This window comes from Gluconobacter sp. P5E10 (genome assembly GCF_018812145.1).
GTDB lineage: Bacteria > Pseudomonadota > Alphaproteobacteria > Acetobacterales > Acetobacteraceae > Gluconobacter > Gluconobacter cerinus.
In genome coordinates, this window is the sequence record NZ_JACRVZ010000002.1 from 344,832 (window position 1) to 370,729 (window position 25,898).

Here is a 25,898-nt window from a genome sequence, read left to right on the forward strand (position 1 = left end):
AGTTAGACAAAAAAAGCCCTGCTTCACATTTGAAGCAGGGCTTTTTGTATCAGAGCGACCTGAGCACTTAGTGCCCAATAATTCCCAGAACCAGACCTGGAGTCAGTATCTGCGGTAACACAACTTCCGATCCATGCGCTGGATAATAAACATAGAGAGGGACGCCGTCGCGCCCGTGAGCTTTCAGGTAAGCGGAAATTCCAGCGTCCCTGTTGGTCCAGTCGCCCTTGAGATAAGCGACATGCCGCGCACTGAACGCCTTACGGACAGAGTCCACATCGAGAGCCACCCGTTCATTCACCATGCAGGTGATACACCAGGACGCCGTCATATCGACAAAAACTGGCTCTCCCTTTGCACGAAGGTCTGCCAGCTTCTCACTCGAAAACGACTGAATTTGATTGTCAGCGGACGTGACAGGAGACGTCGCTGTTGCAGATACCGGTTCAGCAAGACTACGGGACAAGCCTGCCCCACATACGACCATGCACAGAACGGCTACAACACGGCAGAAGAGAACCGTGCCCCTTCCACCTTCCCGCATCGCGCGATGCTGCCCGATACCGTAGATCCAGGCCGCAAAGCCCAGCAACACAAGACCGCCGCCTGCCACAACTACGAAATTCACACCGCGCTCAATCGTCGCCACCCACAGCAGCCACACACAGGTTGCCAGAAGTGGGAAGGCCAAAGCCTGCTTCAACACACCCATCCATGCTCCCGGCTTGGGCATCCGCGACGCCAGACCGGGAACACTTGCCACCAGCACATAGGGAGCTGCCAACCCAAGCCCCATGGAAAGAAAGACCAGCAACCCCATCACAGCAGGGCCACCCAGAGCTCCTGCAATGGCCACTCCCATAAACGGAGCCGTGCAAGGCGTCGCGACGATGACAGCCAATAGCCCCGTCATCATGTCGCCAGCATGACCTGCACCGTGTGGATGCAACTGACCTAACCGCCCCGCACTGATTTCAAACACACCCAGCAAGTTCAGAGCCATGCCAAACAGCAGCCAGCACACACCAACCACAAATCCCGCTGATTGGAACTGGAAGCCCCATCCAGCTGAAGATCCGGCAAGGCGCAGTCCGATCATCAGAAGACCAAGAACTGCGAAGGCTCCTGTAACGCCCAGCGTGTAAAACAGTGCACTCTGCAACTGCACTCGTCGCCCCACACCGCCCATCTTGGCCAGTGACAAGGCTTTCATGGCCAGAACCGGGAAAACACAGGGCATGAGATTCAGGATCAGACCGCCGACAAAAGCGAACAGCATCACACGGAGCCAACCAGCACCCGTTGGTACGGCGTCTGCGGAAGCAGGTGCGGGCGCCGCTGCGGCATCTTCTACCTTGGTTGGACTCACCGTCTGTTCAGCAGAAATCTGGATAGGGCTTTCCTGACCAGCCTCATCCTTCAACACGACCAGCCCCTTAAGCGGTGCATCCCGATGAGCAGTTTTCAGAAACTTCAAGTGAAGAGAAAGCTCGTCTTTACCAACGTTCAGCGGCTGCGGAGCAACCTGATCAATCAGGCCACCTTCCTCCGGCAGAAACCAGGCTTCCGAAACGGCTGTGGAGGACAGTCCTCTGCCTTCAAGCGTCAGGACACCATCAGCAGAAACATGCGCCTTGAAGGGAGACGGAATCGGCATTTTCGCATCTGCGGCCTGAAACAGGCCAGCCTGAGCGCCTTCAGGAGCGGGACCGGAAGACGCAGGCAGTGTCAGCGAAAAATCACCGCTTTCAGGAATGCAGACTTCGGCACAAACAAGCCATTCCGCATGTGCATGAAGTGTAGTCCCGTCACTCCCTTTTAAGGTCAGACTGGCTGGAAGCAGCACGTCCCCGACATAGGCGTAGGACATGAGACCGCCTTCACTCAGGCGAACTGGCATCGGCCAGTGGATGTCCGAAGTCTTGCCAGTTGCCCCGCCCTGCGCCGTTACATCGAGCGTCGGAGTGTCCCCGGCATCTCCGGGGTTAATCCAGTATGTGTGCCAGCCCGGTTTAAGTTGCAGCCTCAACCCAACACGCAATGACTGGTCCGGACCGATGGAATCACGGTCAGTAACCAGAGTTGCCGTATCATTGGCTGAGACGACAGCAGGGCTTTCCGCTGCAATAGACGCCCCATTGACACCAAGACCACATATCCCCGCTGCAAGCAGGGCCAACAGACTTAACACACGACGCAAGGTAGTCTCATTCCCTCAGGACAAAACAGGACAGCCTGCATAACACTCTATGTCTGAGAAAACAGTGCTTTTCCACAAACAGGACTAAATAAATCCTGTTTTATGGTTTTTGTCTCAGGGAATCAGTTTCTCCGCTCTCAGGCGCTCAAACAAATCAAAGAACGAGTCTGGCGTATATTGCCACCCGTCAAACCCTGCCAGACGGCTCTTGGACATGTCCGTCACACATTCGACAGGACGCCCCAGATCCGCGTCCGTATGCCAGGCAGACGCAAGGTGATCGATCCGACTTTCGGTCAGGCCATATTTCTCAGTAATCTGCGCCCACAAGTCTCCATCTTGCGACAGGGTTTCCTCAAGATCTGTCGCGTGGCCGGGATAAGGTGCTGCTTCCAAACCGAACCATGCAGCAAGGCGGGGCCACAGCCATTTCCAGCGAAACACATCCCCGTTCACCACGTTGAAGGCTTCATTCCATCCGCTTTCAGATGTTGACGCCCAGAGAAGCTGCCTGGCCAACTGACGGGCGTCAGTCAGGTCGGTAAGGCTATCCCACTGTACAGGCGAGCCAGGAAAAACGAAGGGACGTCCTGTTTCACGGCAGATCGTCGCGTAAACAGCCAAAGTGCTCCCCATATTCATCGCGTTCCCAACAGCATATCCGATGATGGTGTGGGGACGATGTACGCTCCAGGAAAAGCCGTATTTTTCCGCGGCGGCAAACAGCACATCTTCCTGATCGTAATAGAAATTGGCCAAGGGCAGACGCGGCATGTCTTCCCGGAATGGCGTCTGGGGTGGCTCACCTGAAGCATAAGATTCAAATGGCCCGAGATAATGCTTCATACCCGTTGTAAGCGCAGCGTGTTCAAGCCTCTCTGGGGCGGGAAGTGCCTCAAACACATTGCGGACCATCGCGGAATTAATGCGACAATTTTCTTCTTCCGTGGGCTGACGAAGCCAGGAACAGAAAAAAACGTGTGTGGGCGTCAGATCCTTCAGGGCCAACTTAAGGTTGTTCAGATCCAACAGGTCTGCCGCAATCGGCAGAACACCGGCCATGTCGTGCCGGGGCCGGCGTGCCAGCCCATGAACAGTCCAGCCCTCGGCAACGAGGCGCGTCGCGAGCGTCTGGCCAACAATTCCAGTTGATCCGACAACAAGAGCAATACGGGACATCAGGGTCTCCTTTCCCGAAAAGTGGTTCGCCATCCATCTGAGCCCTTGGCGCCAACAGTTCCAGACGGCACCATATTGTGCCCTGGATACCAAAAGGTTCCCAAGAAATGACAACTTCCCTTCCGGCCCGCTATCGCCGGGCTCCCTTTGACGAAGACTGCGCGCCACGCCGGATTCTGAGACTTTTCAGCGGGAAATGGACGACCATGATCCTCCATACGCTCCATCTTCTGGGAGGAAGTTCACGCCCCGGCCGCCTTCAGCGGAGCATTCCTGGTCTTTCAAAAAAAATGATGACCCAGACACTAAGAGAGCTCGAAGAAAAGGGGCTCGTCTGTCGTGAGATCCACCAGATCATGCCACCCAATGTGGAATACAGCCTGACATCTCTCGGGAAGGTCTTCGTCGAGCCCATTGAACAGCTCTATTTGTGGGGGATCGACCATGCAGATGCACTGGAAGCGCTGGAGGCAAATGAAAGCGGGCCAGCAGCCTCAGTCCCTTCACTCGAAGCCGCAGAATAACGCATCACTTTTTGGACAGAGGGCCTCATCCTGTGGCACTCCTGCTTGAAAAGGGCCCTCCCGGCCAGAACAGACCTCACCTTGCGCGGACATGCTCCAGCTTCAAGGCATATCAAGGACATTTCAGACCGATGTGTTCCCCTTCACGGCCAGTCCAGTCACGAACACCCCGTCAAAAGAAACGCCATTCCTTCATGGCCTTTCTGGTTTTCCTGACGGCCCTGCTGGCAACACCCTTCAGCTGGGCGGAAACAACACCTGCAAAAGCCCCAGCAGCGACAGTCAGCCCCACGTCGGCTCCCCTGTCGGCTCAGGAAGCCCAGCAGCTTCTGAATGTTCTGAATGACCCCAAACAGCGTGACAACTTCACACACACGCTCTCCCTCATGGCGCGTGGTGTCAAACAGACAGACACGCCTGCGGCAAGCCCTGCGTCCAAGGCCGCGGCCATGCCGGACGTGTCGCCAGAGATTGATAACGGTCTGAAAAGCGTTCGTACGCAGTCTTTGGGATATGTTCACAACTTCCTGAACCTCTTCAGTGATCTGGGATTGGTTGGCCACTGGTTCAGGTCACAGATGCTGTCGGCAGAGACGCGCGCGCCAATCCTGCATGCATTTGGAATTGCCGCGCTGGTTATTGCATGTGGTCTGGGACTTGAACGGACCATCGCGCTGATGCTACGCAAACCGCTCCAGAACCTGACGCTCAAGGCACAGGCGCGGGAAGTCCGGAACATTCAGGCGCTTCCTGAAACAGATCCGGCACCTCTCCCAGCAGACAAGGACGCCAGCAGCAACTCCAGCCAGACCCGTGCAGAAGACCAGAGGCGTCAGGTCGAGACGCTCCGTTTCCTCTCCCGTATTCCTTACGCCCTGGGTCACTTTTTGCTCAAAGCCCTGCCTGTTCTGGCATTCCTGCTTCTGGCAGGTCTGGCGGTACTGGTTCTGCCCCTGACTGAGCGAACAGTGAACGTTATCCTGACGCTCGCATACTCTTATGCCGGGGCACGCACACTCTACCTTCTGGTCGAGACGGGCCTCACTCCACGATCACCGACCATCCGACTCCTGCCAGCCAGCACGCCGACGGCCTTCATGGTGACACGGTGGTGGAACGTACTGGTTGCGGCTCCCGCCATTGTCATCTGCCTCTCTGAACTTGGCGCACAGTTCAATCTGGCCCCCCGTGGGACGGATGCCATGATCAGAGCCGTCGTTCTTGTTGAACACGTGCTGATCGCCGCCTTCATCTGGCGCATCCGTCACATTGTCAGCAATGCGCTTCAGCCCAGCACGGTTGGCAAGAAAACAGGAATGTGGACGGTTATTGCCGCCATCACGCGCCTGTGGTGGGTGCCTGCCATGTTCCTGGATATTTCCCTCTGGATTGTCTGGGCAGCCCATCTGCAGGGCGGCTACGCCTGGATTCTCAAAACAACAGGCGTCACGATCGGTGTACTCGTAGCGTCCCGTCTGGGTGCGGTTCTGGCCTACGGGCTTCAGGACCGGTTTTTCCGCGTCAATCCACAGCTTGTGGAGCGGTTTCCGGAACTTCAGAAACGCGCTGACCGATACTACCCTGTCGCACGCATGGTGCTGACGGGGGCCATTCTGTTCCTCACGCTGGTTGCCATCACAGAAGCATGGGGCCTGCCAACCTTCGGCTTCTTCATCAAGAATGCCCTAGGCCGTCGTCTAATGGATACCGCACTGACGATGCTGATTGCAGCGACTGTGGCTGCTGCAATCTGGGAAATGGTCAACATCATGCTGAACCGGCAGCTCTCGTCTTTCGAGACCTCAGGCCAGCGTTCCCGAGCGACCCGTCTGCGTACGGTGATGCCAATCATCCGCACCGTTCTTCTGGCCATCATCATCATCATCGTTGCCGTGACGACACTCTCGCAGATTGGCATCAACGTAACGCCACTTCTGACTGGTGCAGGTATCCTTGGCGCAGCCATCGCTTTCGGTTCCCAAAGTCTGGTGAAGGACTTCATCACGGGCTTCTTTATGCTCGTTGAAGATGCAATTCAGGTCGGCGACTGGGTTACGACAGGCGGCGTCTCGGGAACGGTAGAAAACCTGTCAATCCGGACTGTAAAGGTGCGCGACATTACGGGCGATCTGCACATCATTCCGTTCTCGTCCGTGTCCTCCATTGCCAACACGGCACGCGGCTACAACCAGATATTCATCAAGCAGCAGCTTGATCTGTCGGAAGACCTGCCACGCGTCTCTGCCATCATGGAAAAAGCCGTCAAGGAAATGCGTGCTGATCCGGTTTTCGGGCCGATGATCCTGTCCGACTACACAGATCTGGGCGTGGATCAGAGCGACAGCGGAGGCGCTACCCTGATTGGTAGCATCCGAACCACACCGATGATGAAGTGGAAGGTCAAACGCGAATTCAATCGTATTGTAACCAACCGCTTCGCGGAAGAAAGCGTTAAATTCTATACGCCGACGGCTTACACCACCACACCGCCTGGCAACACCATGCAATTCAAGGTCGCCAACGACACAGGACCGCAGCCCGTTCAGCCCGCACCTGAGAAAGCCTGATCCCTACAGGAGGCGTTTTAAAAGTTTGGGAAGAGCGTAAAGCTGACCAGAGACAGGTAAAACATCACTGCCAGCAGAATATGGCACATGTAGAGCGGGGCAATCACATAGCCCCGCCGCCTTGCCCATCCCATGAGAAGGCCAAAAGCAGCAACGGCCACGGCTAAAGCGACATTCAGCATAAGTCGGCTGTCACCATTCGCCAGTGCGACAATCATGAAAACCGCGCCGAGTAGGGCAAACCCGACATGGACTGGCAACAGAGCCTTCAATGGACGCCTACTTCGGAGAACGCAAACGCCGAGCCATACGCCTGCAATAACCGTTAAAGTGAAGCACAACATCGAAGCAATCAACATCTTCGAGTCACCTTTTCTCTCATGTGTTTCCGGACATTACCGGATCCGGGAGCAAAATGCTTGCAAGTATTCGTGCGCACATCATGCGCCTCATATCAGATCGACACGCAGAGCATCTTTCCAGGACGCCCTATCGAAGGGATCCTAATTGATTCACACTCACAGACTTCGCCTATAGCGCCCAGCATCCCGCGGAGTGAAACCAGAAACGACAACGGCCAAACGCCAGCGCAGACAAAGACGCCCTGATCTCCGCAATAAAAAAGCCCGGCATCTCTGCCGGGCTTTCAACAATAGAGACATCAACTGACGTCTCCATTATCGCTCATCTCACATCAGCGCAGAATGCCAGTGTGACCCACACTGTAACGGCCTGGCTGCGGCCAGACGGTCAGGCCATGTGGCTCTGCTCCAACAGGGATCTTGCGGACAGCACCTGTATCCGTGTCGATGGCATAAACCACGTCGTCAAAACGACCAGACAGCCAGAGCAGTTTGCCGTCAGCACTGACATTGCCCATATCCGGGCTGCCACCATCCGGAATCATCCAAGTCTTGATGACCTTGTCCGTCGCGAAATCGATGATGGACACTCCACCCGGACCACCGCGCTTGCCGTGAATGCGATGGGAACCGCGGTTCGCCACATACATGACCTTGCCATCACGGCTCGGATACAGGCCATGCGTGCCAATACCCGTCGGGATAAAGCCGGTTTCCGTAAAGGAGTCCCCATCCACGACGAACACACCGTCAGCCATCATGTCGGCAACATAGAACTTATGCCCGTCTGGAGCCGTCAGAATATCCTGCGGCATTCCACCCTTGGACAGCTTCAGCATACCGATCATCTTCAGGTTCACGGTATCGACCTTGGCAACATAACCGCCAAACTCGCAGGTGAAGATCGCGTACTTGCCGTCAATGGAGAAGTCAGCGTGATTGACGCCTTTGCACTCCGGCGTCTCGACTGAGCCCTTTAGCTCCATCGTGTGCGGGTCGCGGAAATCAAGACGCTTGTGGGCTTCAGCCACCGTGATCGCGTACTTGCCATCTGGGGTGAAGTACATGTTGTACGGATCGTCTACTGCGATATTTGCGCCGGGCTTTGCGGTCGCAGGGTCGATCGGCGTCAGGGAGCCATCCGGACGTCCCTCACTGTTGTTGGTCACCCAAAGCGTCCGCAGATCCCAGGACGGCACGACGTGCTGCGGGGAGCGACCAACGGGGTAGGTATCCACAACCTGAAAAGACACCGGATCAATAACGGAGACACTGTTTCCACGCAGATTCGGGACATAAACCCGCGCCGGATCATGAGCGATCGCCGGGGAAATATGGGACGGCGTGGTCTCGCTATAAATATTGTGCGGATCAATCACGGCTGGCATGCCCGGAATGGTCTGCACCGCATCTGAAGCAACCGGAGCGGCCACAGGAACAGATGCGACAGCAGGTGCTGGCGCTGAGACAGGCACCATCGCTGGCGGAGCTGCTGGAGCCGCGGGGGCCGGAGGTACAGGAATCGGTGCACTTGCGTCCGCAGGAGCCGTGGTCTGGGCATGCGCCGCAGAGGCTCCCAGCAGCGTAAGCGCCGCCAGAAGGGGGGTCTTAAAATTCATGGATGGCTCCTGTTGAAGGACTGAAGTGCCGTTACAGCGGTGCGTATCTGCATCTCTGTGCCGATACGTCCCAGTCCGGGCGTAGCCTGGCGCGGATCCCCGCCATAAACGCCATCGGTGACACTGGGTTTTGGAGCGGTGCGAAGCGCTTCCTGACGGACCAGGGACGGATCCACGGCCAGCATCAGGGACGTATCGCTCAGCTCCGCATGCATACCCACTTCTGCTGCATGGCCCTGCGCTTTCAGGGCATCAGCATACTGATGGGGAATAACTTCATAATAATCGCGCAGGTCCAGAACTGCTGCCTGACCCTTCCATCGCGTGTTCAGCTCCTGGGCCACATGCGCCATGGACGCCTGATAGCCCCCATGATCTCCCAGAAAAACGATTTTCCGGAAACCCTGCACACGAAAGCTTTCAGCAGCACCTTTCAGCATTCCTTCAAACACGGCAGGCGGAACAGAAATCGTTCCCGGAAAACGCATATGAGAGGTTCGCGGGGAGGTTGAACCTTCCGGCACATAAGCAATGACGGGGGCTACAAACGTCTGCCCGGCCTGTCTGGCAATTTCGTCAGCCAGAACCTGCGCCCGCACATTATGCTTGCCAACAGCCATGTAAGGCCCGCTTTGCTCCGTACCGCCGACAGGAATGATAATAGTATCCGTACCGCCATGAACGGAGCGGTCGATTTCCGTCCAGGTGTGGCAAGCGAATTCAACTTGTGCCGCCGTTCCCGAGCAATGCATCACGGCCTGCCCGAATGCCAGCGGAGCCATACCAATCCCCACGCCAAGCATCGCACAGGCGGAGCGCAATAGACGGGGATAAATCGGCATAAGACAGGCATCTCTGAAAATGGTCGTCTTTCCCTACTCCATCCGGGGGTATGTTTTCCAGAGCACGCCATCTTTTCGCTCTCGGAAGATACAGTATAGAGAGCGGTATGCCTTTTCCTGTTTCTTATGACCCCGATGCGGTCGACAGCGCCGCTCATCTGATTCAAGTCGCACTGACGCCAGTTTTCATGCTTTCTGGCATTGGAACACTGATCAACGTTTTCAACACACGTCTTGCCCGTGTGGCAGACCACCTCGAAGACGTGCGAAAAAAACTGGCCGCCCCACCTTCCGACACCGATACGCCAGACCCTTTTTATACACCGGAACGGCTGGCAGCCCACGAGCTCAGACTCCATCGGCGAATCTTTGTTCTGGACGCAGCCATCATGCTCAACGCCATCGGCGGGGCCTCGACCTGCGGCGCGGCAATGGCTCTTTTTGTCGGCTCGCTGCGCGATGCAAGCACATCCACATGGCTGCTAGCCTTTTTCGGCATAGCTCTGGCCTGCACTGTTGGCGCTCTTTTCTTCTTTCTGGCAGACACGCTTCTCAGTTGGCACGGGCTACGACGTGACGGACTTTCTCTTTCGTCCCCCAAGAAAAATTGAGGCCTCGCGCAATTTTATTGCGCGAATGGGCTAGTTCCCAGATTTTGATACCTTAAATTGCTAGGGAAGCGACAATAGAACATCCCTGAACTGAAACGTGAAATAATCGCTGTTTCGGGTCAGGGGAGTGCATTTCATGAATTGCAGCAAAGTTCTGGCAGGGATTTATGCGTTAAACGCAGGTCTGATCCCGCGTCTTCATTTGTTGCCTTGAAAGTGGTTTCTGGAGTTTCTCCCGTCCCACGCCATCAACGGCAAGTAAAACGGAGAAAACTTCCATGACGTCCATGACCCTGATCCACCTGATCGGCCTGCCAACCAATCTTCTCGCCCAGTTCTCAATGGTCGCATTCGTGCCTGTTATCGGCGCTCTGATGATCGCTACTGTCGCAGCTGACCGCGTTTCTTCCAAAGGCTGACATTCAGCCTTTGGTCACGCCTTGGCTCTTCGCGAGCAGGGCTTCAGTGACGAACGGATAAATAGGAGTTCGGATCCAGACGACGACGCCACAAGTCGCTGATCCAGCAGCCCATGATTCCGATCATCATGCCCACGGATGTGGACCCGATCCAGTGTGACGGTAGCAGCGCCATTAAAACGCCTGCGCCTCCTGCGATGGTCCAGTTCAGTGTACCAATTAGGGCAGATGCCGCTCCTGCCTGATGCCCGTGATGCGTCAGGGCCAGAACACCAGCGTTTGGCCCGACAAATCCGAGCGATGACGTCGTACAGAAGATCAGGATACAGAGTATCCAGGGGTTTTGTGGCCCAACCAGCCCCAGCGAACAAACCAGCACACCAAGCAGTGTGAAAGTCAGAACAGCTAGCATTCCGTATTCCATGACTCTGGTAAACAGAAAGCGCTGCGCCATCCGTGCATTGATCTGTGATCCAATGACGAAGCCTACCGCGTTCAGCCCGAAGAAGATGGCGAACAGACGCGGCGAAAAATGCAGAATACCTTCAAAAAGAGCCGGGGCATTGGAAAGATAGGCAAACATCGTAAAGGTGCCAAAGCTCGCAACCATGGCGGCAGAGCAGAACAGCGGCTCTGTAATCAGTCCCCAGTACCGGGTGACCACTCCTGTAAAAGGAAGCGCAAACCGCTTCTCTGGTGGAAACGTGTCCGGCAGCAGGAACCACGTTCCAATGAACAGCAACACTCCGAACCCTGCGCCAACCCAGAAGATCAGTCTCCACTCCCCCAGATCCAGCAGAAAACTGCCGATGGAAGGTGCCAGAAGCGGCCCGAGACCAAAAATCAGCATCAGCTGGGACATCAGCTTCACACCAGCCGGCCCGGTGGCAACGTCCCGCACCATGGCTCGTGGCGCTACCGACGTTGTCGCCCCTCCCATGGCCGCGATGAAACGCAGAATGCAGAACAGGTGGAAGTTTGTGACCACGGCCAGCAGGGCAGACGCAATCACATAGACCACCAGCCCCAGCAGAAGCGGTAATTTACGTCCATAGCGGTCACAGAGTGGGCCGAGTGTAAACTGCCCGATCGCCAACCCGGCGAGCCAGGCTGTTAGCGTCAACTGGGCTGAACCCGCCCCCTGCCCCAGATCATGTTCCAGCATGGGAAATGCTGGCAGATACATATCTGTCGAAACCGGTCCGAGAATGAAAATAAGACCGATCAAAATCCGAACGACCGGCGAAAGAGTCGTTACAGGAGCATCAGGGGTGGAGGAAGTGGACAAAAGTACACCACGTCATGGCAGGGCGATAAACAGGAAAACGGGCCCCTCATTAAAGAGAAGCCCGTTTCGGTACTCAACGCCTTTTTATGCGCCCTGACCATCCCCGAAAAAGCAGAAACGATCAGGAAAGCAGGGAGGACTGGAAGATTATTTCCCCCAGCCAGCCAGCACGCTGTCCTTCACACTCTTCGGAAGGCCAACATAATCAAGGCGGGCATTGTCCGCGTCACCGTTCTGGAAGCCCCAGGCGAAGAAGTCACGAACAGCCTTGGCTGCCTTTGCATCCTTCGGGTTCGTCGGAACCAGAACAAATGTTGCAGTCACGATAGGCCAAGCGCCTGCGCCAGCCGTGTCGAGCAGGTTCACAGCATAATGATCAGCATGAACCCAGTCAGCAGCGTTTGCAGCTTCCACAAAGCTCTTGAGCGTCGGGGACACGAATGCACCCGTATGGTTCTTCATTTGGGCAATATTCAGATGGTTTTGTGCGGCATAGGAATACTCGACGTAGCCGATGCCACCTTCCGTCTGCTTGACCATTGCTGCCACGCCGTCGTTGCCGCGAGCGCCAGAGCCACCCGGCCATGCGATTGACGTGCCAGCACCCAGCTTCTGCTTCCACTCAGGGGAAACCTGGGACAGATAAGACGTAAAGACAAAGCTCGTGCCAGAACCATCCGCGCGGTGAACAGGCGCAACATCCGTTTCCGGCAGCTTCAGACCCGGGTTCAGGGCCTTGATGCGGTCGTCATCCCATTCCGTGATTTCGCCATCATACAGGGCAGCAAGCGTCGGGCCGTCCAGACGCAGGCTACCTGGCTCAATTCCAGGAACGTTAGCGACAACGACAATGCCGCTCATCACGGTCGGAAACTGATACAGGTGTTCAGCAGCCAGACGATCGCCAGCCATCGGCTTGTCCGAAGCGCCGAAGTCGACGGTACGAGCGATAACCTGATCCTGACCGGCGCTGGAGCCGACACTCTGATAGTTCACGTTGACGCCGATCTGCGTCTTGGCGCCAGCACCCCATGCCCCATAGATGGGAGCGGCAAAGCTGGAACCTGCACCCGTGATTTCCGCAGCACGGGCGGAAGACAGCGAGACAGAACCAAGGGCCGTCATTGCGACAAAACCGAAAAGCGCGAGCTTGTTCTTAATCATGATGATCCCTAACCGGGCATTGGTAAACGGAGTTATGTACTAGCCCCAGCCCTTCAAGGGAAACAGGGGGAGCCTCATGATAGTTTCATGACAGGCTAAGAGGGCCTGATGCACAAATATCACACCCATTTTTCATTCCCCGAAAGAGCCAAATAACGGGGAAAATTCGTCCTTTCCTAAAAGACACATATTTTCAAAGAGATGACAGGGTTTGTCATAAATGAGTCTTTTTCCCGTCATGAAACCTTCCCACTCTTCGAAAAACGGAATCAGATACCTCCGCTGTGGATCACCTGCCATTCATGCAAGGACGCACCACGGCAATGACTTTTTCTCTCCGAAGAACAACTGCTCTTCTGGCGACTTCGACCCTGATGTCTCTTGGAATATTCGCTGGACAGGCACACGCGGCTGACCAGATGGAAATCATGGAACGTCAGATCCACGCGATGCAGGCGCAGTTGAATGCCCTGAAGAAAGAGCATAACGACGAGATCAAGCGGGCCAAAGCCGTCCTTGCCCGCCAGCGTGAAGAGGCTGAAAACAACCCTTACGGTCAGCGCAGCAGCTACATCGGCTCACACCAGCAATCCACGGCGCCGCTTATCACTGTGCGGCAGGGCACAGGTGGTCCGGACAGTGGCCGCCCGGCGTCAGACCGTGCAGACATCACCTCCTGGGCTGACTTCCAGCGCGCAACGTCCCAAGACGAAGAAGTCACTGTCGGTGGCGTGAAAATCGGCTTCCCGAAGGGCCGCCCCACCATCCAGTCTTCTGATGGAGCTTACGCGCTCTCCATCGGTCTGGCTTTTCATGAAGACTTTGGCGGGTTCTTTAATTCGGGCCCACGCCGTGGTGAAAGCCGTGGCGCTTTCAATAGCTTTACCTCCAACATGCGCCGTCTGCGTATTCCTTTCATGTTCCGCTACAAGAACTGGGTTGCAGCCGTTACGCCTGACTTTGGTGCGAACCATAACGACGGTTATGTCGGACTGTACGAAGGCAACCTGAACTACACCGGCTTCCGCAACACGATCCTCACAGCTGGTTACTTCCAGCCTCGCGTGACGGAAGAGGACTCCGAGAGCTCCAACGACTTCTTCACACTTGAACGTCCGAGCATTACCGACATGGTCCGCAACATCGCTGCTGGCGATGCCCGTTTCAGTGTTGGTGGGCTGCATTATGAAAAGCGTTGGTGGGTCGCAGGGTACTTCACGGGCCAAGAATGGGGCCACCGCAATGGCTCTGACAATGGCAGCACCTATTATGGTGGCGGCAGCAGCAACACCGTTGACAGCCAGACAGGCGGAACGCTTCGTGTTGCGGGCCGTCCGGTTGCCACGAAGGACTGGGATGTCCACGTGGGCGTATCAGGCATTTCCGCATTTCGCGTAGCCTGCAACACTGGAACGAGCACCACCTCATGCTCGCGCTCCACGTCTTTTGGTCAGCGTCCCGAGTTTGACATCGGTGAAGCCAACCTCGCTGGAACGGGCACGATCAGCAATGCCGCACAGGTGTGGGCTGCCGGTCCTGAACTGGGCGTTCGCTGGAAGCGCCTGATCGTCAAGGGTGAGTACTATCATGTTGGCGTTCAGCGCTCTGGCGCTGGCCTGAAGTCTGCTGGCTTCCAGGGCTGGTACGGCTCCGCAGCTTACACGATCCTCGGCGACCCACGCATGTACAACTATAAGGAAGGCGCGTTTGGTGCCCCTGGCGTCAAGTCTTCTGAAGAGTTCAACCCTGCTCTCAACCAGTGGGGCGCTCTTGAAGTTGTTGGCCACTACAGCGTGATCGACCTCAACAGCAACCTGAACGATCCCAACCCAAGCAATGTCATCCGCGGTGGTCAGCAGACTGTCTGGACGGGTGGCCTGAACTGGTACCCCAACCGTCATTTCCGCTTCATGCTGGATTACAGCCACTTCATCGTGTCCCGCAGCATGCAGGCGACTAACCTGTACGGCCGCACTGGAAACTCTATTGCAGCCCGAATTCAGGCTGGTTTCTAACACTCTACCTTTTCTCAGACAGGCGGGGCGGATCATGGATCCGACCCGCCTTTTTCATTTATGGAGTATGAGACAAGAACAATATCGTCCGCAGCAGCCAGTTTCCTGTCGCACAATGACACGCACCTCATTGTGGTTTCTGTCTAAAGTAGTTGGCCTTCGCTTGTATTACGCTTGCGATATTGGCCCCGACAGACGAGCTGCCCCTCCAGGACGCCCTTTCGCTTATGTATGTCTCTTTGCCCCGTTTGAGTTCCCTCGCAGCAACGACGCTTTTATTATCTCTGGCTCCTGCCTTTCCTGCTTTCTCTGCCGATAGACTGGAAATCATGGAGCGCCAGATCCGGGCGATGCAGGCTGAAGTTCAGAAACTCAAGAAAGAGCGCAATGAGGAAATCAGGCAGGCTCGAGCCGTCCTGGCACATCAGCGCGAAGAGACAGAAGCGAATCCCTACCGGCAACGCGCGGCCTTCCTTCCGCCTCCTCCCCTCCTTCAGGCCATGCCGGCAATTGCCCCACTTACAATCCGCAGACCTGGTGCCCACCCGCAGGACACGCCGCCATCTGACCGCGGTATCGTGACATCGTGGCGGGATTTCCGGGCCGCCACAGCTCAGGATGAGGAAGTCAGCGTTGGGGGGATCAAGATTGGCTTCCCCAATGGACGCCCGACCTTCAAGACATCTGATGGTGCCTACGCCTTATCCATCGGTCTGGCTTTTCAGGAAGATTTTGGAGGTTTCCCAAGCGTTTCACGTAGGAATGGGGAGGACCGCGGCAACTTCAACAGCTTCACGTCCAACAGTCGGCGTCTCCGCATTCCGTTCACTTTCCGCTACAAGGACTGGGTCGCAAACGTCACGCCCGACTTTGGGCATGGAAATAATGATGGGCAGGTGGGCCTTTATGAAGCCAACATCAATTATGCCGGCCTCCACAACACCGTCCTGACCGTTGGATATTTTCAACCGCGTGTGACGGAAGAAGATGCGGAAAGTTCGAATGACTTCATGTTTGTCGAACGTCCGGCAATCATTGACCTTGTTCGCACGATCGCCGCTAACGATGCCAGATTCAGCGTCGGCGGCATGCACTATGCCGATCGCTGGTGGATTGGCAGTTACTTCACTGGCCAGGAATGGGGCAACCGCAACGAACGTGGTTATTACGCCAGCATCGGGGACAACATCACAGATAGTCAGACAGGCGGGACTTTCCGGGTTGCGGGGCGCCCGGTCGTGACCAAAGATGTGGACATGCATGTCGGCATCTCGTCCATTGCGTCTTTCAAGGTGGCAAAAAGCGCAACCGGCCGCAGTTACACCTTTGCTCAACGCCCGGAAATCAATCTGGGTGAATCCATTCTTATGACCACAGGCGCCATCAATAATGTTGCACAGCTCTGGTCGGCAGGGCCGGAGTTTGCATTGCGATGGAAGCGGCTCCTGGTCAAAGCCGAGTATTATCGCATTGGTGTCGAACGCTCGGGCGGCCTGCCCTCACTTGGATTTCAGGGGTGGTATGGAACCGTTGGGTACACGCTGTTTGGGAATCCGCGACGGTACAGCATTCAGGAAGGAGGATTTCTTGCCCCAGGCGTTTCTCCGGATCAGGAATTTGACCCGCTGCATGATCGTTGGGGAGCTCTGGAAATCGCAGCCCGTTACAGTGTGGCGGATCTAAACAGCCGCATCGGTGATGCAGATGGCGTCCGTGGTGGACAGCAGACTGTCTGGGCGACAGGCCTGAGCTGGTATCCCAATCGTTATTTTAAATTTATGCTGGACTATAACCACTTCATTGTCAGTCGCTCTTCCACCACCGTTAACCTCTATGGTCGCAACGGAGATGCGGTTGTCGGACGCATTCAGTCAACATTCTGAACAGCATTCACTTGAAACCCAATGAAATGTTCCGGAAAATTATTTTTTCCAGACAAACTCTCCCGCTCCAGAGATCTTCCAGTTATTGTAGAATTTTATATTCGGTATTTGGAAAGACTTTCTCTTGCTTAAATGGCTTCTTGGGGCGTTCCTCTGCCTTCTTGTCGTTTGTAGTGCGATCATCGGAGGCGGCTGGTTCTGGATCGACCAGAAAGATTTCGCTGCACTTGCGACCCAGAAGCTCGAAAAAGCCACAGGCCGAACGGTCAAGATCGATTCACTGCGCGTTCGCGCTGGACGTTGGATCACGATAGACGCCAAGAACCTACATCTGGCCAATATTCCGGGAGGGAGCCGTCCAGATATGGTGAGTGTGGGCGCCCTGCATGCCAGGATAAGAGTGACCTCACTTTTGCATGGGCCAATTGAAACACGCGATGTTACGATTGACCACTTTTCAGGTCTTTTTGAACGAACGCCGGACCGAACACCTAACTGGCGCTTTAAGCCTCAAAAAACTTCCGATCATGCAGAGACCGAACACTCCGGCTCTGACAAGCCAGACCTGAGTTGGTTTCCGGGACTGCGTAACGCTACGATTACGGACAGCGATGTCACTTATCGCTCCGCAAAGGGCTCTTCGTATCAAGTCGGCATGCAGCATGTGACTTTTCAGTCCGATAATGATGCATCACCTATGATTATGGCGTTTCAGGGCGCATACAACGGCACTCCCGTTACGCTGGATGCCACCATGCAGCCGCTTAAGGTTCTACGCCGCGCGCCAGAGCCCTATGGGGCTAAAGCACACATTACTTCTGGCGATCTTGTCATCGATTTCGATGGCACCCTGACAGACGCTTTGAACTTTGATGGTGTGAACGGCAATATTGCCCTTTCCACACCAACTGCGTCTCCAGTATTCGAACTCGCTGGGCTATCGGGCACTCACCCCGCTGTTCCATTGGCTCTGAAAGGAACCTTCAGCCATACCGGAGACAACTGGCATCTTACGAATGCCTCAGGCAGCTTCCAGAACAGCAAAATAAAAAGTGGGACCTTCGATCTCAACGAGGGCGGTAACGGTAAGCCCGATATCATTGCGACAGACCTGAATCTGGGCCGCGTAGATCTCAATGATCTGAATAAAGCCCTGTCATCCGGAAAATCTTCCGGATCAACCGATATTCCGTTGATTGCCCCTGCCAATCCGGATCCGGTTCTGCGCGTCAAACTCACCGCAGATGAGATCCTCTACAACGCCCTCACATTCTCGAAACTGAAACTGGAGGCATCCCAAACACCGGGTCGCATTGACGTCAGCACTTTAGCACTAGGCTATCTTGGAGCGGGGCTTCAGGCCAACGGTCACATGGAAGACCAAGGCGGACATTCGCGCGTCACAGCCAACATCGCTCTATCCCATGGTGATATTGATCGCCTTCGCCGTACCGCCGGTCTCGCTCCCGTCCCGGTCAAAGGTGCCCTGTCGATCCGTATTATCGCTTCAGCAAATAATGTCCGCACTTTGAACGAAGCTACACGGAAGGCCGATCTGGTTGCTGCGGTCAGCATGGAAAAAGGCGAAATTGCCCGTGAAATCGTGGAAGCTGCATCCATGGATCTTCGGCTACTGTTCCGACACGCCAAGGGAACGACACCGATCACCTGTATGCTTGGTGTTCTGGAGATGCACCAGGGGATTGGGAAAGTTGTTCCGCTCCGCCTGAAAACTAGTACAGGCGTCCTGGCCGCCAAGGCAGATTTTGATCTGAACCGTCGGTGGTTAGATCTTGTTTTCGCGAGCCGACCATTCTCAACAAGCTTTTTTGCTCTCGATATCCCAATACGTGTGAGCGGGCGTTTTGACAGCCCCAATTTGAGCATTGCGAAGTGGTCGAAAAAGGGACGGGATCTTTTGGCGGATTCCAACGAATTGACAGTCCTCCCTGCCGCACTCCGCTCCTTTGCATCATCGAATGCCTGCGTTCGCCCCACGCAATGACACACTATTTCAGCAGTTGGGGCGACACCGATTTGCTCCCTCAATGTGCGCAGGTTATGCAGACCCCATAGCGCTTGGAGAGTTTCTGTTATGCGTATAGCAATGATCGGTGGTGGTTACGTCGGACTGGTCTCTGGTGCGTGCTTTGCCGAATTCGGTTCAGATGTAGCCGTTGTCGAGCGGGACCCCAAGAAACTGGCAGCCCTGCGTGAAGGCCGTATTCCCATCTATGAGCCGGGTCTTGATGCCATTGTTGCCAAGAATACCGAGACCGGGCGCCTAACATTCGGAGACGACCTGTCAGCCGCCATTAGTGGGGCGGATGCTGTCTTTATCGCCGTCGGCACCCCGACCCGACGCGGCGATGGTCATGCAGACCTCACCTACGTCTATGCTGCAACAGAAGAAATCGCCCGATCGGCCAAAGAGGGCCTGCTCGTCGTTACAAAGTCTACGGTTCCCGTCGGAACGGGACGCGAAGTGGCGCGGATCCTAAGAGAAACACGTCCCGAGCTCACATTTGACGTTGCCTCAAATCCCGAATTCCTACGGGAAGGTAACGCGATCGGGGACTTCATGCGTCCGGATCGCGTGATCATCGGAATCGATACATCGGGTCCCGATGAGGGCGAGCGGGCGACAAGAATCATGCGTGAAGTCTATCGCCCTCTGCATCTTATTGAGGCACCGATCGTCATCACCGATCTTGAGACGGCAGAACTCACCAAATACGCGGCCAATGCCTTTCTCGCCATGAAAGTCACGTTCATCAACGAGATGGCTGATCTTTGCGAAAAAGTGGGAGGCAATATCCATGATGTCGCGCGTGGCATGGGCCTCGATCAGCGCATTGGCCGGCGCTTTCTGCATCCCGGGCCCGGCTATGGCGGGTCATGCTTCCCGAAAGATACACGTGCCCTGACAGCAATCGCGAATGACGCTGGCGCTCCATCCCGCTTGGTGGAAGCCACCGTGGCGGTAAATGAAGACCGCAAGAGCCGCATGTCAGAGCGCATTATTGCTCAGGCTGGAGGCTCCGTCCAAGGAAAGACAGTGGGCGTTTTAGGCCTGACCTTCAAACCAGACACTGATGACATGCGGGAGGCCGCTTCCCTACCTATCCTCGCACATCTTCATGACGCAGGCGCCCGGATCCAAGCCTTTGATCCAGAGGGCATGGAACCTGCCCGTGCGCTTCTTCCTGACGGGGTCATTTACTGTGAGGATGCACTGGAAGCAGCTACCGACGCTGACATTCTGGTCATTCTGACGGAGTGGAACGTGTTTCGCGCCATTGATCCGGACCGCCTGAGCAAAGCCATGCGAGGGAAGGCAATCGCTGATCTCAGAAACATCTGGAACCCCGCGACCATGCGGGCTGCCGGATTTGACTACAGCTCGATCGGCCGAATCTGAGCATAAAAAAAGCCGGCTCCATGCGAGAGCCGGCTTTTTTTGAGACATTGCTTTCCGTGAAATCAGGACTTGTGAACGGGGGCAAAGGTTCCGTTTCGAAGGCTCATTTCAAGTTGCTCCAGAGACTGTCCTTTGGTTTCCGGCACGTAGCGCAGCACGAACAGGAATGCCGCTGCATTGACGAGGGCGAAGAGCCAGAACGTCATGTGCGCACCCAGCCCCTGAACCAGCGAGAGAGTCGTCAGGGAGATCAGAAGATCTGCACCCCAGTGGCTACCCGCGACAAGGCTCATACCCTTGCCACGGCAGGACAGCGGATAAACCTCCGCACCAACCAGCCAGACCGCAACCGACAGACTACCCGTGTTGCAGATCGTGTAACCCATGATCGCAAGAACCGTGATCCACGCGCCAGCACCACCCTTCATATGAAGAGCAAACATTGCACCGAGCACGATCAGGGAAATAACTGCACCAGGCAGCAAACGCAGGATCAGTGTCCGGCGGCCCCAGTTATCGACAGCCCAACCACCAAAGATCGTCGCGCAAACCATCGCCAGACCAACAGCAACGGACGTCAGAAGAGCAGATTCCTGTCCGAAGCCTGCATCCGCAAAGATCGTTGGAGCGTAGTACAGAACCGCATTGATGCCGGTCAGCTGACAGAGCAGCGCAATACCAACAGACGCGATAAGGGCAGGGCGAACCCAAGGCTTGGCAAGTTCTGACCAAGGAGCCTGCTCATCATGGTTGTCTATGATGGCCTGAAGCTCATTCTGGGCAACTTCTTCCGAAGACCGCACCCGACGCAGCACAGCAAGAGCTTCGTCTGTGCGCCCTTTAAGCGCGAGCCACCGTGGGCTGTTGGGCAGAAAACCCATTCCGACAAAGAGAATCAGTGCCGGCAGCATGCCGATGCCGAACATGATCCGCCAGCTGCTGTCCCGGAGAAAATAGCCTGTCAGGAAGGAAATCGTGACACCCGAAACAATCGCAAGCTGGAAGCCAACAACGAGACGTCCACGCCGGTTGGGTGGCGAAATTTCTGCAATGTAAATGGGCACAATCTGTGACGCGGCACCAATCGCAAGCCCTAGAATCAGACGCGATACGATAAGAACCGTAACCCCTTGAGCAGCCGATGCAAGCGCAGTGCCACCAAGAAACAAGGCGGCAGCAAGCATGACCGTCCGGCGGCGGCCAAACCGGTCTGAGATTCCGCCTGCACCAAGACAGCCAATCAGCGCACCGAGAATGATGGCGGATGTTACAATCTCGGACCCGATCGTATCGAGATGAAACTGCTCACGAATCTGTAGAAGTGCTGACGATATGATCCCGGTATCATACCCGAAAAGCAGACCACCCGTTGCAGAGATGGTGGCGATGAAGTTGGTCAGCGCTTCTCCGCTGAGCCGTCGTGAAACATCAAGGGACTGCGTCATTAGGGTCTTCTTCCGTCCGTGAGCAGGGTCATTCGGGGTGGGTGCTTCTTTAACGTTACAGCACCTAAAGGAACATCATAAAAGTGAGTATTTTCATATTTCGATGATATTTATGTTATTTATCACCCAGATGTGACATTCGATGATGCAAGTTTGTCACATCTGACCGCATTGCTGGCGGTTAAACTTTGACTGTCACCACAGGGACAAAGCGAACATCAGGCTCGCTCTCCCAAGACTAGTCCGTTTTTAGGAAGAGACCACGATCACCATCCAGCGAGGAGCGGCGTGACAGGCCTGTTCTCCCGGAATATTGAAAACTCCCGTCAATAACGGGGTAATCAGACAACAGATGGATCAGAATCCATCCGCTCTACACATCATACGATCGATAAAAAATCTGTAGCTCTTTTGTGACTGAGAATAGTCACGATATCATGGAGCGAATTTTCTAAATTGGAAATATCAAGGATACTTCCGAGAGAAATTCTGGCGCGCCGCGGAAAGTCACCATCGACTGTAAACACATTGCTCGGGACCAATGCGATACCACGATGGCGCGCATATGATACAAAATCCACGCTGCTCCACCACTCAGGAAGCTTTAACCACACATGTGGACCATTGGGATCCATGCCGTGGCTATCCCCCAGAATGTTTCGGGTGATCGACTGCCTGAGTCGTAATTCCTGCTTAATAGACCGCAAAATCTCTTTGGACTGTCCCGTCTGCATCCAGTGCAATGTCAGTGCACTCAATAGTCCTGCGTTTGTGAGAGCAAACGCCCGAACAGCAACAGTAAAGCGTCTGGTCATTTCGGCGTTTGGCAGAGCCACATAAGCGGTTCGCAAGCCAGGGCTCAGAACCTTCGCCAAGGTAGAGATATAGATTACACGGCCATGGTCGAGGGCGGCCAATGCAGGGATGGGATTGTCGTGCAGCAAACTGTAAGGATCATCTTCCACGACATAGAGACGATTATCGTGGACAATCTTCAGGACGTCCTTACGGCGCGCCAGTGACATCGTTACGGTTGTCGGGTTCTGAATAGCGGGAATACAATAAAGCGCTTTTGGCTGATATTGTCGGCAGGCTATTTCCAATTGTTCGGGTATGAACCCATTTTCGTCGCCATCTACCCCGACAAGAATAATCCCGAGTTGATCAGCAACGGTCCGTATCCCTGAATAGGTAATACGATCCGTCAAAATAATATCGCCAGGGCTAGCCAGAATACTCATAGCTGCCGCAAGAGCCGTCTGAGCGCCAGGTACAACCAGCACATCATCTGGACGTCTTGATCCAATAACGGGCTCAATCCACTTTACCGCATGTTGGCGCTCTTCCAGTGTGCCGCCTGTCACGCGGTATGACATGAGATTGGAGATATCCTGCTTCTTCAAAAGAGCCGCAAGATCACTCTGCATAATGCGTTGAAGTGGAGGATTTTGGGGGATCGGCGGCAAATTCATCGTCATATCAACAATGGCCGCTTTGGGAGATCGCCAATGGCTAACCTCGGCCCCCATCCTAACAAAAGTGCCGCGCCCTACTGTTGCATTAATCAGTCCACGACGATGCGCTTCCCTGAATGCCCGCGTTACGGTTGTAAGATTTGTCTCAAGGGCACTGGCTATTTCCCGCTGTGTAGGAAGCCGTTCACCACCGTGAATAATACCATTACGGATTGAAGCCGCCAAAGCCTCTACAATCGCGAGGTACATAGGCCCGTTATAAAGGCCTACGTATTCATTCCATTTTTCTAATAATTTTTTGTTTTTCATTGATAAGACGCTTAATTATTTTCTAAGCGACTTTAGGATAAAACCGAAAAAGCGGTCCATCGCCGGACCAATAAAATATCCAACGAATATGGATGCAAATGCCAAAGGCCATGCAAGATATTCATACGGTGAAAACCAGGCCTGGCCTTGGATAATCGTTATGACGGTTATAGCAACCAAAACGAAACCCCAAAGCGAAGACGACATAAAGGGAGCGAAATACCGCCCGTAAATCCCATTTTCTTTTTCAGAAATCGCTTTCGATATACCAATATGATACAGAAAAATCATTGATGAGACAAAGCAGCCAAACAATGCCATCCAGCTTGTGTGGAAGTGATTTTTATCGTCAATGTACGTGTAGTAAAGAGCCAGCGCTACATAGGCATGCGCCAGGAACAGCCCCAGAACCATGCCAAAAAGCCGATGCTTTAGAACCGTCTCAGCTTCGACGTTTTTATTATTATAAACTTCGCTCTTATTAAATTGCTCAATCATGATTCTATTCTCTGTCCTGCAGCACGATCCAAGGCGTCGAGGTCAGTATATCCTCTGTCCATGAGCCTCCACTCTTTGGCGCAGATTGTCTGCCCTTTAGCGCCAATATGCAAATTTCTGCAAACAGGTAACACCGTTGTAAATCAATACAAATGAAGACAATTCTGGAAAAATCTGCACCATCGAGACATACAATATTTCCGTAGGCCGCCATCAAATATATATTTTCGCATATCGTATTGTTTTATAATGATTTTTTTATGTATGAAATTTAATATGAAAATATTATCTTCGCATTGAAGTACGCCTTCTTCCAAACTCTTCTAAATAAAAGACGCAAAAAATTTTACAGATTTTTTAAATCGTACATTTGAAAACCGAAAATGTATGTATCGGAAGCTTCTGAGTTCAAAATACTCTGTGCTCACAGCGTCACACGAGTGCGCCTTAAAAATAAAATCTTTCGACATAATGACCTTGGCTTACTTTGTAACTCTGTGAAGGTTTTAAGAAAGGAGAAGATATTCCTTTCAAAAACACATCCCGTTCCATTAGCAGGCAGAGCATTGATCCACGAACGGAAGAGGTGCCTGTGTTTTCCATATCCAGGAATAACCTTTCCGCTTTTTGCCTCAGTGATACACGATGACGGAACTGGTTAAATCGCAGTCATGCTGGTCTCTTCTCTCATCCAAAATTCAGCGCCGGACAGGACGCAGAGATTCTGAAGATTTGTTACAATCTGCATTTCTGAAGCTTCTGGAGCTTAAACCATCCAACATCCGCAATGTAGAAGCCTATCTTGTAAAAACAGCCCAAAATACGGCCTATGACAGTCATCGACGAGAACAGAATGGCCCCGTTGCCTACGTTGAAGACGACGATATAAAGGAACTTCCCTGCACAGGACCCACGCCCGTCGAAACAGTCATGTCTCGACAACGCTTGGACATATTGGAAGACGCCATAAAAGATCTCGACCCGCGGACACGAGAGATATTTCTACTTCATCGGCTCGAAGGCTTGTCTTACCCACAAATTGCAAAACGTTCCGGGTGCTCAATTAGCAATGTGGAAAAACATATCAGCAAAGCTCTGGCCTTTCTGACAAAAAGACTTTTGGATTAAGATTTATGCCTACCCTTCATGATACGGCAGCTTTCTGGTTTGCGCGTTTGAATGCTCCCGATTGTTCGGAGCAGGATCGCGAGCATTTTTCTGTATGGTATCACCAAAATACCGCCAACGCGCAGGCGTATGAGCTTGTTTCTTCTATCTGGCGTGCATCCGGAATAGTCGCTTCGCACTCTGCGGAAACACCACTCACTATCGCCGCATATCGCTTCAGCCGCCGCAAAATACTGGCTGGCGCTATCGCGATGGCTGTTGGCTCATTTGCTCTTCTTCCAGCCTCGGCAGAAGCGACGATACGCGCAACCAGAACCGGCCAACAAATTAGGGTGTCCGTTTCACCTGCAATGACAATTCTGCTGGATAGTGACAGCTCCGTTGCCATTCACAGCGAAAAAAACACTCTGGATCTGTTGTATGGGCAGGTCGAAGTTAACCTCAAAAACTGTGAAGCCCGTAACACGATAAACCTTGACCAGTGGAACATTGGGCTAATTCCAGGGACGTTCAATCTGTCGAAGTCCTCCCTTAAAAGCACCATTACGGTTTTAAACGGAGCAGCAGCTCTGGCACATCCGGATATGGCCGGATCGCAAATACTCAAGGTGGGCGAACGCGCTACGATTTTGCCGGATAATAGGTTGCTAATTGATCGTCCGTCTTTGGAAGATGTACTCGCTTGGCGGAGTGGACGACTGGCATTTCGAGATACGCCGTTAAGGGAGGTTGCGGATGAAATGAACCGCTATTCGACCAGAAAGCTGGAGATCAGTCCTTCTGCTGCAAATCTGCGAATTTCAGGGTTCTATCATTTTGGGCAGAACGAGACCTTTGCGCGCCTGCTTGAAAATTTTCTGCCCATTCGCGCCAGCTTTGAGAAGACCATCACGATCGTTAAGCTTTAATGACAACGATCATTTTCCACTGAGGGGATACGCCTCCCATT

Annotated in this window: 20 protein-coding genes; 10 read left to right on the plus strand and 10 right to left on the minus strand. The window is 54.2% G+C overall.

The features are described 5' to 3' along the window. Positions 1 to 67 precede the first annotated feature (67 nt). Positions 68 to 2,191, minus strand: coding sequence for a protein-disulfide reductase DsbD domain-containing protein (locus KP707_RS05610; protein ID WP_338085311.1), 2,124 nt, complete (start codon positions 2,189 to 2,191; stop codon positions 68 to 70). A gap of 123 nt (positions 2,192 to 2,314) precedes the next feature. Beyond that, positions 2,315 to 3,379: an SDR family oxidoreductase gene (locus KP707_RS05615; protein ID WP_211506625.1), complete on the minus strand. Its 1,065-nt coding sequence runs from the start codon at positions 3,377 to 3,379 to the stop codon at positions 2,315 to 2,317. 107 nt (positions 3,380 to 3,486) lie between these two features. Here KP707_RS05615 and KP707_RS05620 point away from each other — a divergent pair, with 107 nt between their 5' ends. Next, positions 3,487 to 3,903: a helix-turn-helix domain-containing protein gene (locus KP707_RS05620; RefSeq protein ID WP_211502413.1), complete on the plus strand. Its 417-nt coding sequence runs from the start codon at positions 3,487 to 3,489 to the stop codon at positions 3,901 to 3,903. A gap of 194 nt (positions 3,904 to 4,097) precedes the next feature. Continuing rightward, positions 4,098 to 6,470: a mechanosensitive ion channel family protein gene (locus tag KP707_RS05625; RefSeq protein WP_252348834.1), complete on the plus strand. Its 2,373-nt coding sequence runs from the start codon at positions 4,098 to 4,100 to the stop codon at positions 6,468 to 6,470. A gap of 17 nt (positions 6,471 to 6,487) precedes the next feature. On the opposite strand, the gene KP707_RS05630 is transcribed toward KP707_RS05625, so the two are convergent. The 3 genes from KP707_RS05630 to KP707_RS05640 all read right to left on the minus strand — a co-directional run bounded on the left by KP707_RS05630 (position 6,488) and on the right by KP707_RS05640 (position 9,293). After that, positions 6,488 to 6,829, minus strand: coding sequence for a hypothetical protein (locus KP707_RS05630; RefSeq protein ID WP_211502415.1), 342 nt, complete (start codon positions 6,827 to 6,829; stop codon positions 6,488 to 6,490). Between the two features lie 335 nt (positions 6,830 to 7,164). Further along, entirely contained in the window at positions 7,165 to 8,451 is a 1,287-nt protein-coding gene (locus KP707_RS05635) for a YncE family protein (RefSeq protein ID WP_211500399.1), read from the minus strand. Continuing rightward, positions 8,448 to 9,293: a creatininase family protein gene (locus tag KP707_RS05640; RefSeq protein ID WP_086634622.1), complete on the minus strand. Its 846-nt coding sequence runs from the start codon at positions 9,291 to 9,293 to the stop codon at positions 8,448 to 8,450. Before KP707_RS05640 ends, KP707_RS05635 begins: the two co-directional genes overlap by 4 nt. A 107-nt stretch (positions 9,294 to 9,400) precedes the next feature. On the opposite strand from KP707_RS05640, the gene KP707_RS05645 reads away from it, so the two are divergent. Together KP707_RS05645 and KP707_RS05650 are read left to right on the plus strand one after the other, a co-directional pair. Then, positions 9,401 to 9,904: a DUF2721 domain-containing protein gene (locus tag KP707_RS05645; RefSeq protein WP_064275264.1), complete on the plus strand. Its 504-nt coding sequence runs from the start codon at positions 9,401 to 9,403 to the stop codon at positions 9,902 to 9,904. A gap of 278 nt (positions 9,905 to 10,182) precedes the next feature. After that, positions 10,183 to 10,323, plus strand: a complete 141-nt coding sequence (locus tag KP707_RS05650) for a hypothetical protein (protein WP_157091237.1) — start codon at positions 10,183 to 10,185, stop codon at positions 10,321 to 10,323. 43 nt (positions 10,324 to 10,366) lie between these two features. On the opposite strand, the gene KP707_RS05655 is transcribed toward KP707_RS05650, so the two are convergent. Both KP707_RS05655 and pstS read right to left on the minus strand, forming a co-directional pair. Continuing rightward, a complete protein-coding gene (locus KP707_RS05655; RefSeq protein WP_064275263.1) occupies positions 10,367 to 11,611 on the minus strand; it encodes a multidrug effflux MFS transporter in 1,245 nt (414 codons plus the stop codon). 147 nt (positions 11,612 to 11,758) lie between these two features. Further along, a complete protein-coding gene (pstS, locus tag KP707_RS05660) occupies positions 11,759 to 12,775 on the minus strand; it encodes a phosphate ABC transporter substrate-binding protein PstS (RefSeq protein ID WP_046900519.1) in 1,017 nt (338 codons plus the stop codon). A 323-nt stretch (positions 12,776 to 13,098) separates the two neighbouring features. Here pstS and KP707_RS05665 point away from each other — a divergent pair, with 323 nt between their 5' ends. The 4 genes from KP707_RS05665 (at position 13,099) to KP707_RS05680 (ending at position 20,094) form a co-directional block, all read left to right on the plus strand. Continuing rightward, complete coding sequence (locus tag KP707_RS05665; RefSeq protein ID WP_046900973.1) at positions 13,099 to 14,790, plus strand: OprO/OprP family phosphate-selective porin; 1,692 nt, start codon at positions 13,099 to 13,101, stop codon at positions 14,788 to 14,790. A gap of 227 nt (positions 14,791 to 15,017) precedes the next feature. After that, positions 15,018 to 16,673, plus strand: a complete 1,656-nt coding sequence (locus tag KP707_RS05670; RefSeq protein WP_215751663.1) for an OprO/OprP family phosphate-selective porin — start codon at positions 15,018 to 15,020, stop codon at positions 16,671 to 16,673. A 124-nt stretch (positions 16,674 to 16,797) separates the two neighbouring features. Continuing rightward, on the plus strand, positions 16,798 to 18,678 hold the full coding sequence (locus KP707_RS05675; RefSeq protein WP_211506624.1) for an AsmA-like C-terminal region-containing protein: 1,881 nt from the start codon (positions 16,798 to 16,800) through the stop codon (positions 18,676 to 18,678). A gap of 90 nt (positions 18,679 to 18,768) precedes the next feature. Then, positions 18,769 to 20,094: a UDP-glucose/GDP-mannose dehydrogenase family protein gene (locus KP707_RS05680; protein ID WP_211502419.1), complete on the plus strand. Its 1,326-nt coding sequence runs from the start codon at positions 18,769 to 18,771 to the stop codon at positions 20,092 to 20,094. A gap of 62 nt (positions 20,095 to 20,156) precedes the next feature. Here the strand turns inward: KP707_RS05680 and KP707_RS05685 are convergent, their stop codons facing one another. The 3 genes from KP707_RS05685 to KP707_RS05695 all read right to left on the minus strand — a co-directional run bounded on the left by KP707_RS05685 (position 20,157) and on the right by KP707_RS05695 (position 23,821). After that, positions 20,157 to 21,539, minus strand: coding sequence for a sugar porter family MFS transporter (locus KP707_RS05685; protein ID WP_211502420.1), 1,383 nt, complete (start codon positions 21,537 to 21,539; stop codon positions 20,157 to 20,159). Between the two features lie 380 nt (positions 21,540 to 21,919). Then, entirely contained in the window at positions 21,920 to 23,323 is a 1,404-nt protein-coding gene (locus tag KP707_RS05690; protein WP_211502421.1) for a PLP-dependent aminotransferase family protein, read from the minus strand. A 15-nt stretch (positions 23,324 to 23,338) separates the two neighbouring features. Then, positions 23,339 to 23,821 (minus strand): hypothetical protein, encoded by a 483-nt coding sequence (locus KP707_RS05695; protein WP_211495610.1) that lies wholly within the window; start codon positions 23,819 to 23,821, stop codon positions 23,339 to 23,341. 645 nt (positions 23,822 to 24,466) lie between these two features. Here KP707_RS05695 and KP707_RS05700 point away from each other — a divergent pair. Beyond that, positions 24,467 to 24,949, plus strand: coding sequence for an RNA polymerase sigma factor (locus KP707_RS05700; RefSeq protein WP_046900512.1), 483 nt, complete (start codon positions 24,467 to 24,469; stop codon positions 24,947 to 24,949). A gap of 5 nt (positions 24,950 to 24,954) precedes the next feature. Then, the gene (locus KP707_RS05705; protein ID WP_211502422.1) at positions 24,955 to 25,857 is read left to right on the plus strand and encodes a DUF4880 domain-containing protein; all 903 of its coding nucleotides are present in this window, start codon (positions 24,955 to 24,957) and stop codon (positions 25,855 to 25,857) included. The last annotated feature ends 41 nt before the right edge of the window (positions 25,858 to 25,898 follow it).

Bases quoted from the DNA above. Each gene is read 5' to 3' on its own strand.
- KP707_RS05630 (WP_211502415.1), bottom strand. From the start codon at position 6,829: ATGTTGATTGCTTCGATGTTGTGCTTCACTTTAACGGTTATTGCAGGC.
- KP707_RS05625 (WP_252348834.1), top strand. From the start codon at position 4,098: ATGGCCTTTCTGGTTTTCCTGACGGCCCTGCTGGCAACACCCTTCAGC.
- KP707_RS05705 (WP_211502422.1), top strand. From the start codon at position 24,955: ATGCCTACCCTTCATGATACGGCAGCTTTCTGGTTTGCGCGTTTGAAT.
- KP707_RS05635 (WP_211500399.1), bottom strand. From the start codon at position 8,451: ATGAATTTTAAGACCCCCCTTCTGGCGGCGCTTACGCTGCTGGGAGCC.
- KP707_RS05665 (WP_046900973.1), top strand. From the start codon at position 13,099: ATGACTTTTTCTCTCCGAAGAACAACTGCTCTTCTGGCGACTTCGACC.
- KP707_RS05700 (WP_046900512.1), top strand. From the start codon at position 24,467: ATGACGGAACTGGTTAAATCGCAGTCATGCTGGTCTCTTCTCTCATCC.
- KP707_RS05615 (WP_211506625.1), bottom strand. From the start codon at position 3,379: ATGTCCCGTATTGCTCTTGTTGTCGGATCAACTGGAATTGTTGGCCAG.
- KP707_RS05690 (WP_211502421.1), bottom strand. From the start codon at position 23,323: ATGAAAAACAAAAAATTATTAGAAAAATGGAATGAATACGTAGGCCTT.
- KP707_RS05645 (WP_064275264.1), top strand. From the start codon at position 9,401: ATGCCTTTTCCTGTTTCTTATGACCCCGATGCGGTCGACAGCGCCGCT.
- KP707_RS05620 (WP_211502413.1), top strand. From the start codon at position 3,487: ATGACAACTTCCCTTCCGGCCCGCTATCGCCGGGCTCCCTTTGACGAA.
- KP707_RS05650 (WP_157091237.1), top strand. From the start codon at position 10,183: ATGACGTCCATGACCCTGATCCACCTGATCGGCCTGCCAACCAATCTT.
- KP707_RS05670 (WP_215751663.1), top strand. From the start codon at position 15,018: ATGTATGTCTCTTTGCCCCGTTTGAGTTCCCTCGCAGCAACGACGCTT.
- KP707_RS05640 (WP_086634622.1), bottom strand. From the start codon at position 9,293: ATGCCGATTTATCCCCGTCTATTGCGCTCCGCCTGTGCGATGCTTGGC.
- KP707_RS05680 (WP_211502419.1), top strand. From the start codon at position 18,769: ATGCGTATAGCAATGATCGGTGGTGGTTACGTCGGACTGGTCTCTGGT.
- KP707_RS05685 (WP_211502420.1), bottom strand. From the start codon at position 21,539: ATGACGCAGTCCCTTGATGTTTCACGACGGCTCAGCGGAGAAGCGCTG.
- pstS (WP_046900519.1), bottom strand. From the start codon at position 12,775: ATGATTAAGAACAAGCTCGCGCTTTTCGGTTTTGTCGCAATGACGGCC.
- KP707_RS05695 (WP_211495610.1), bottom strand. From the start codon at position 23,821: ATGATTGAGCAATTTAATAAGAGCGAAGTTTATAATAATAAAAACGTC.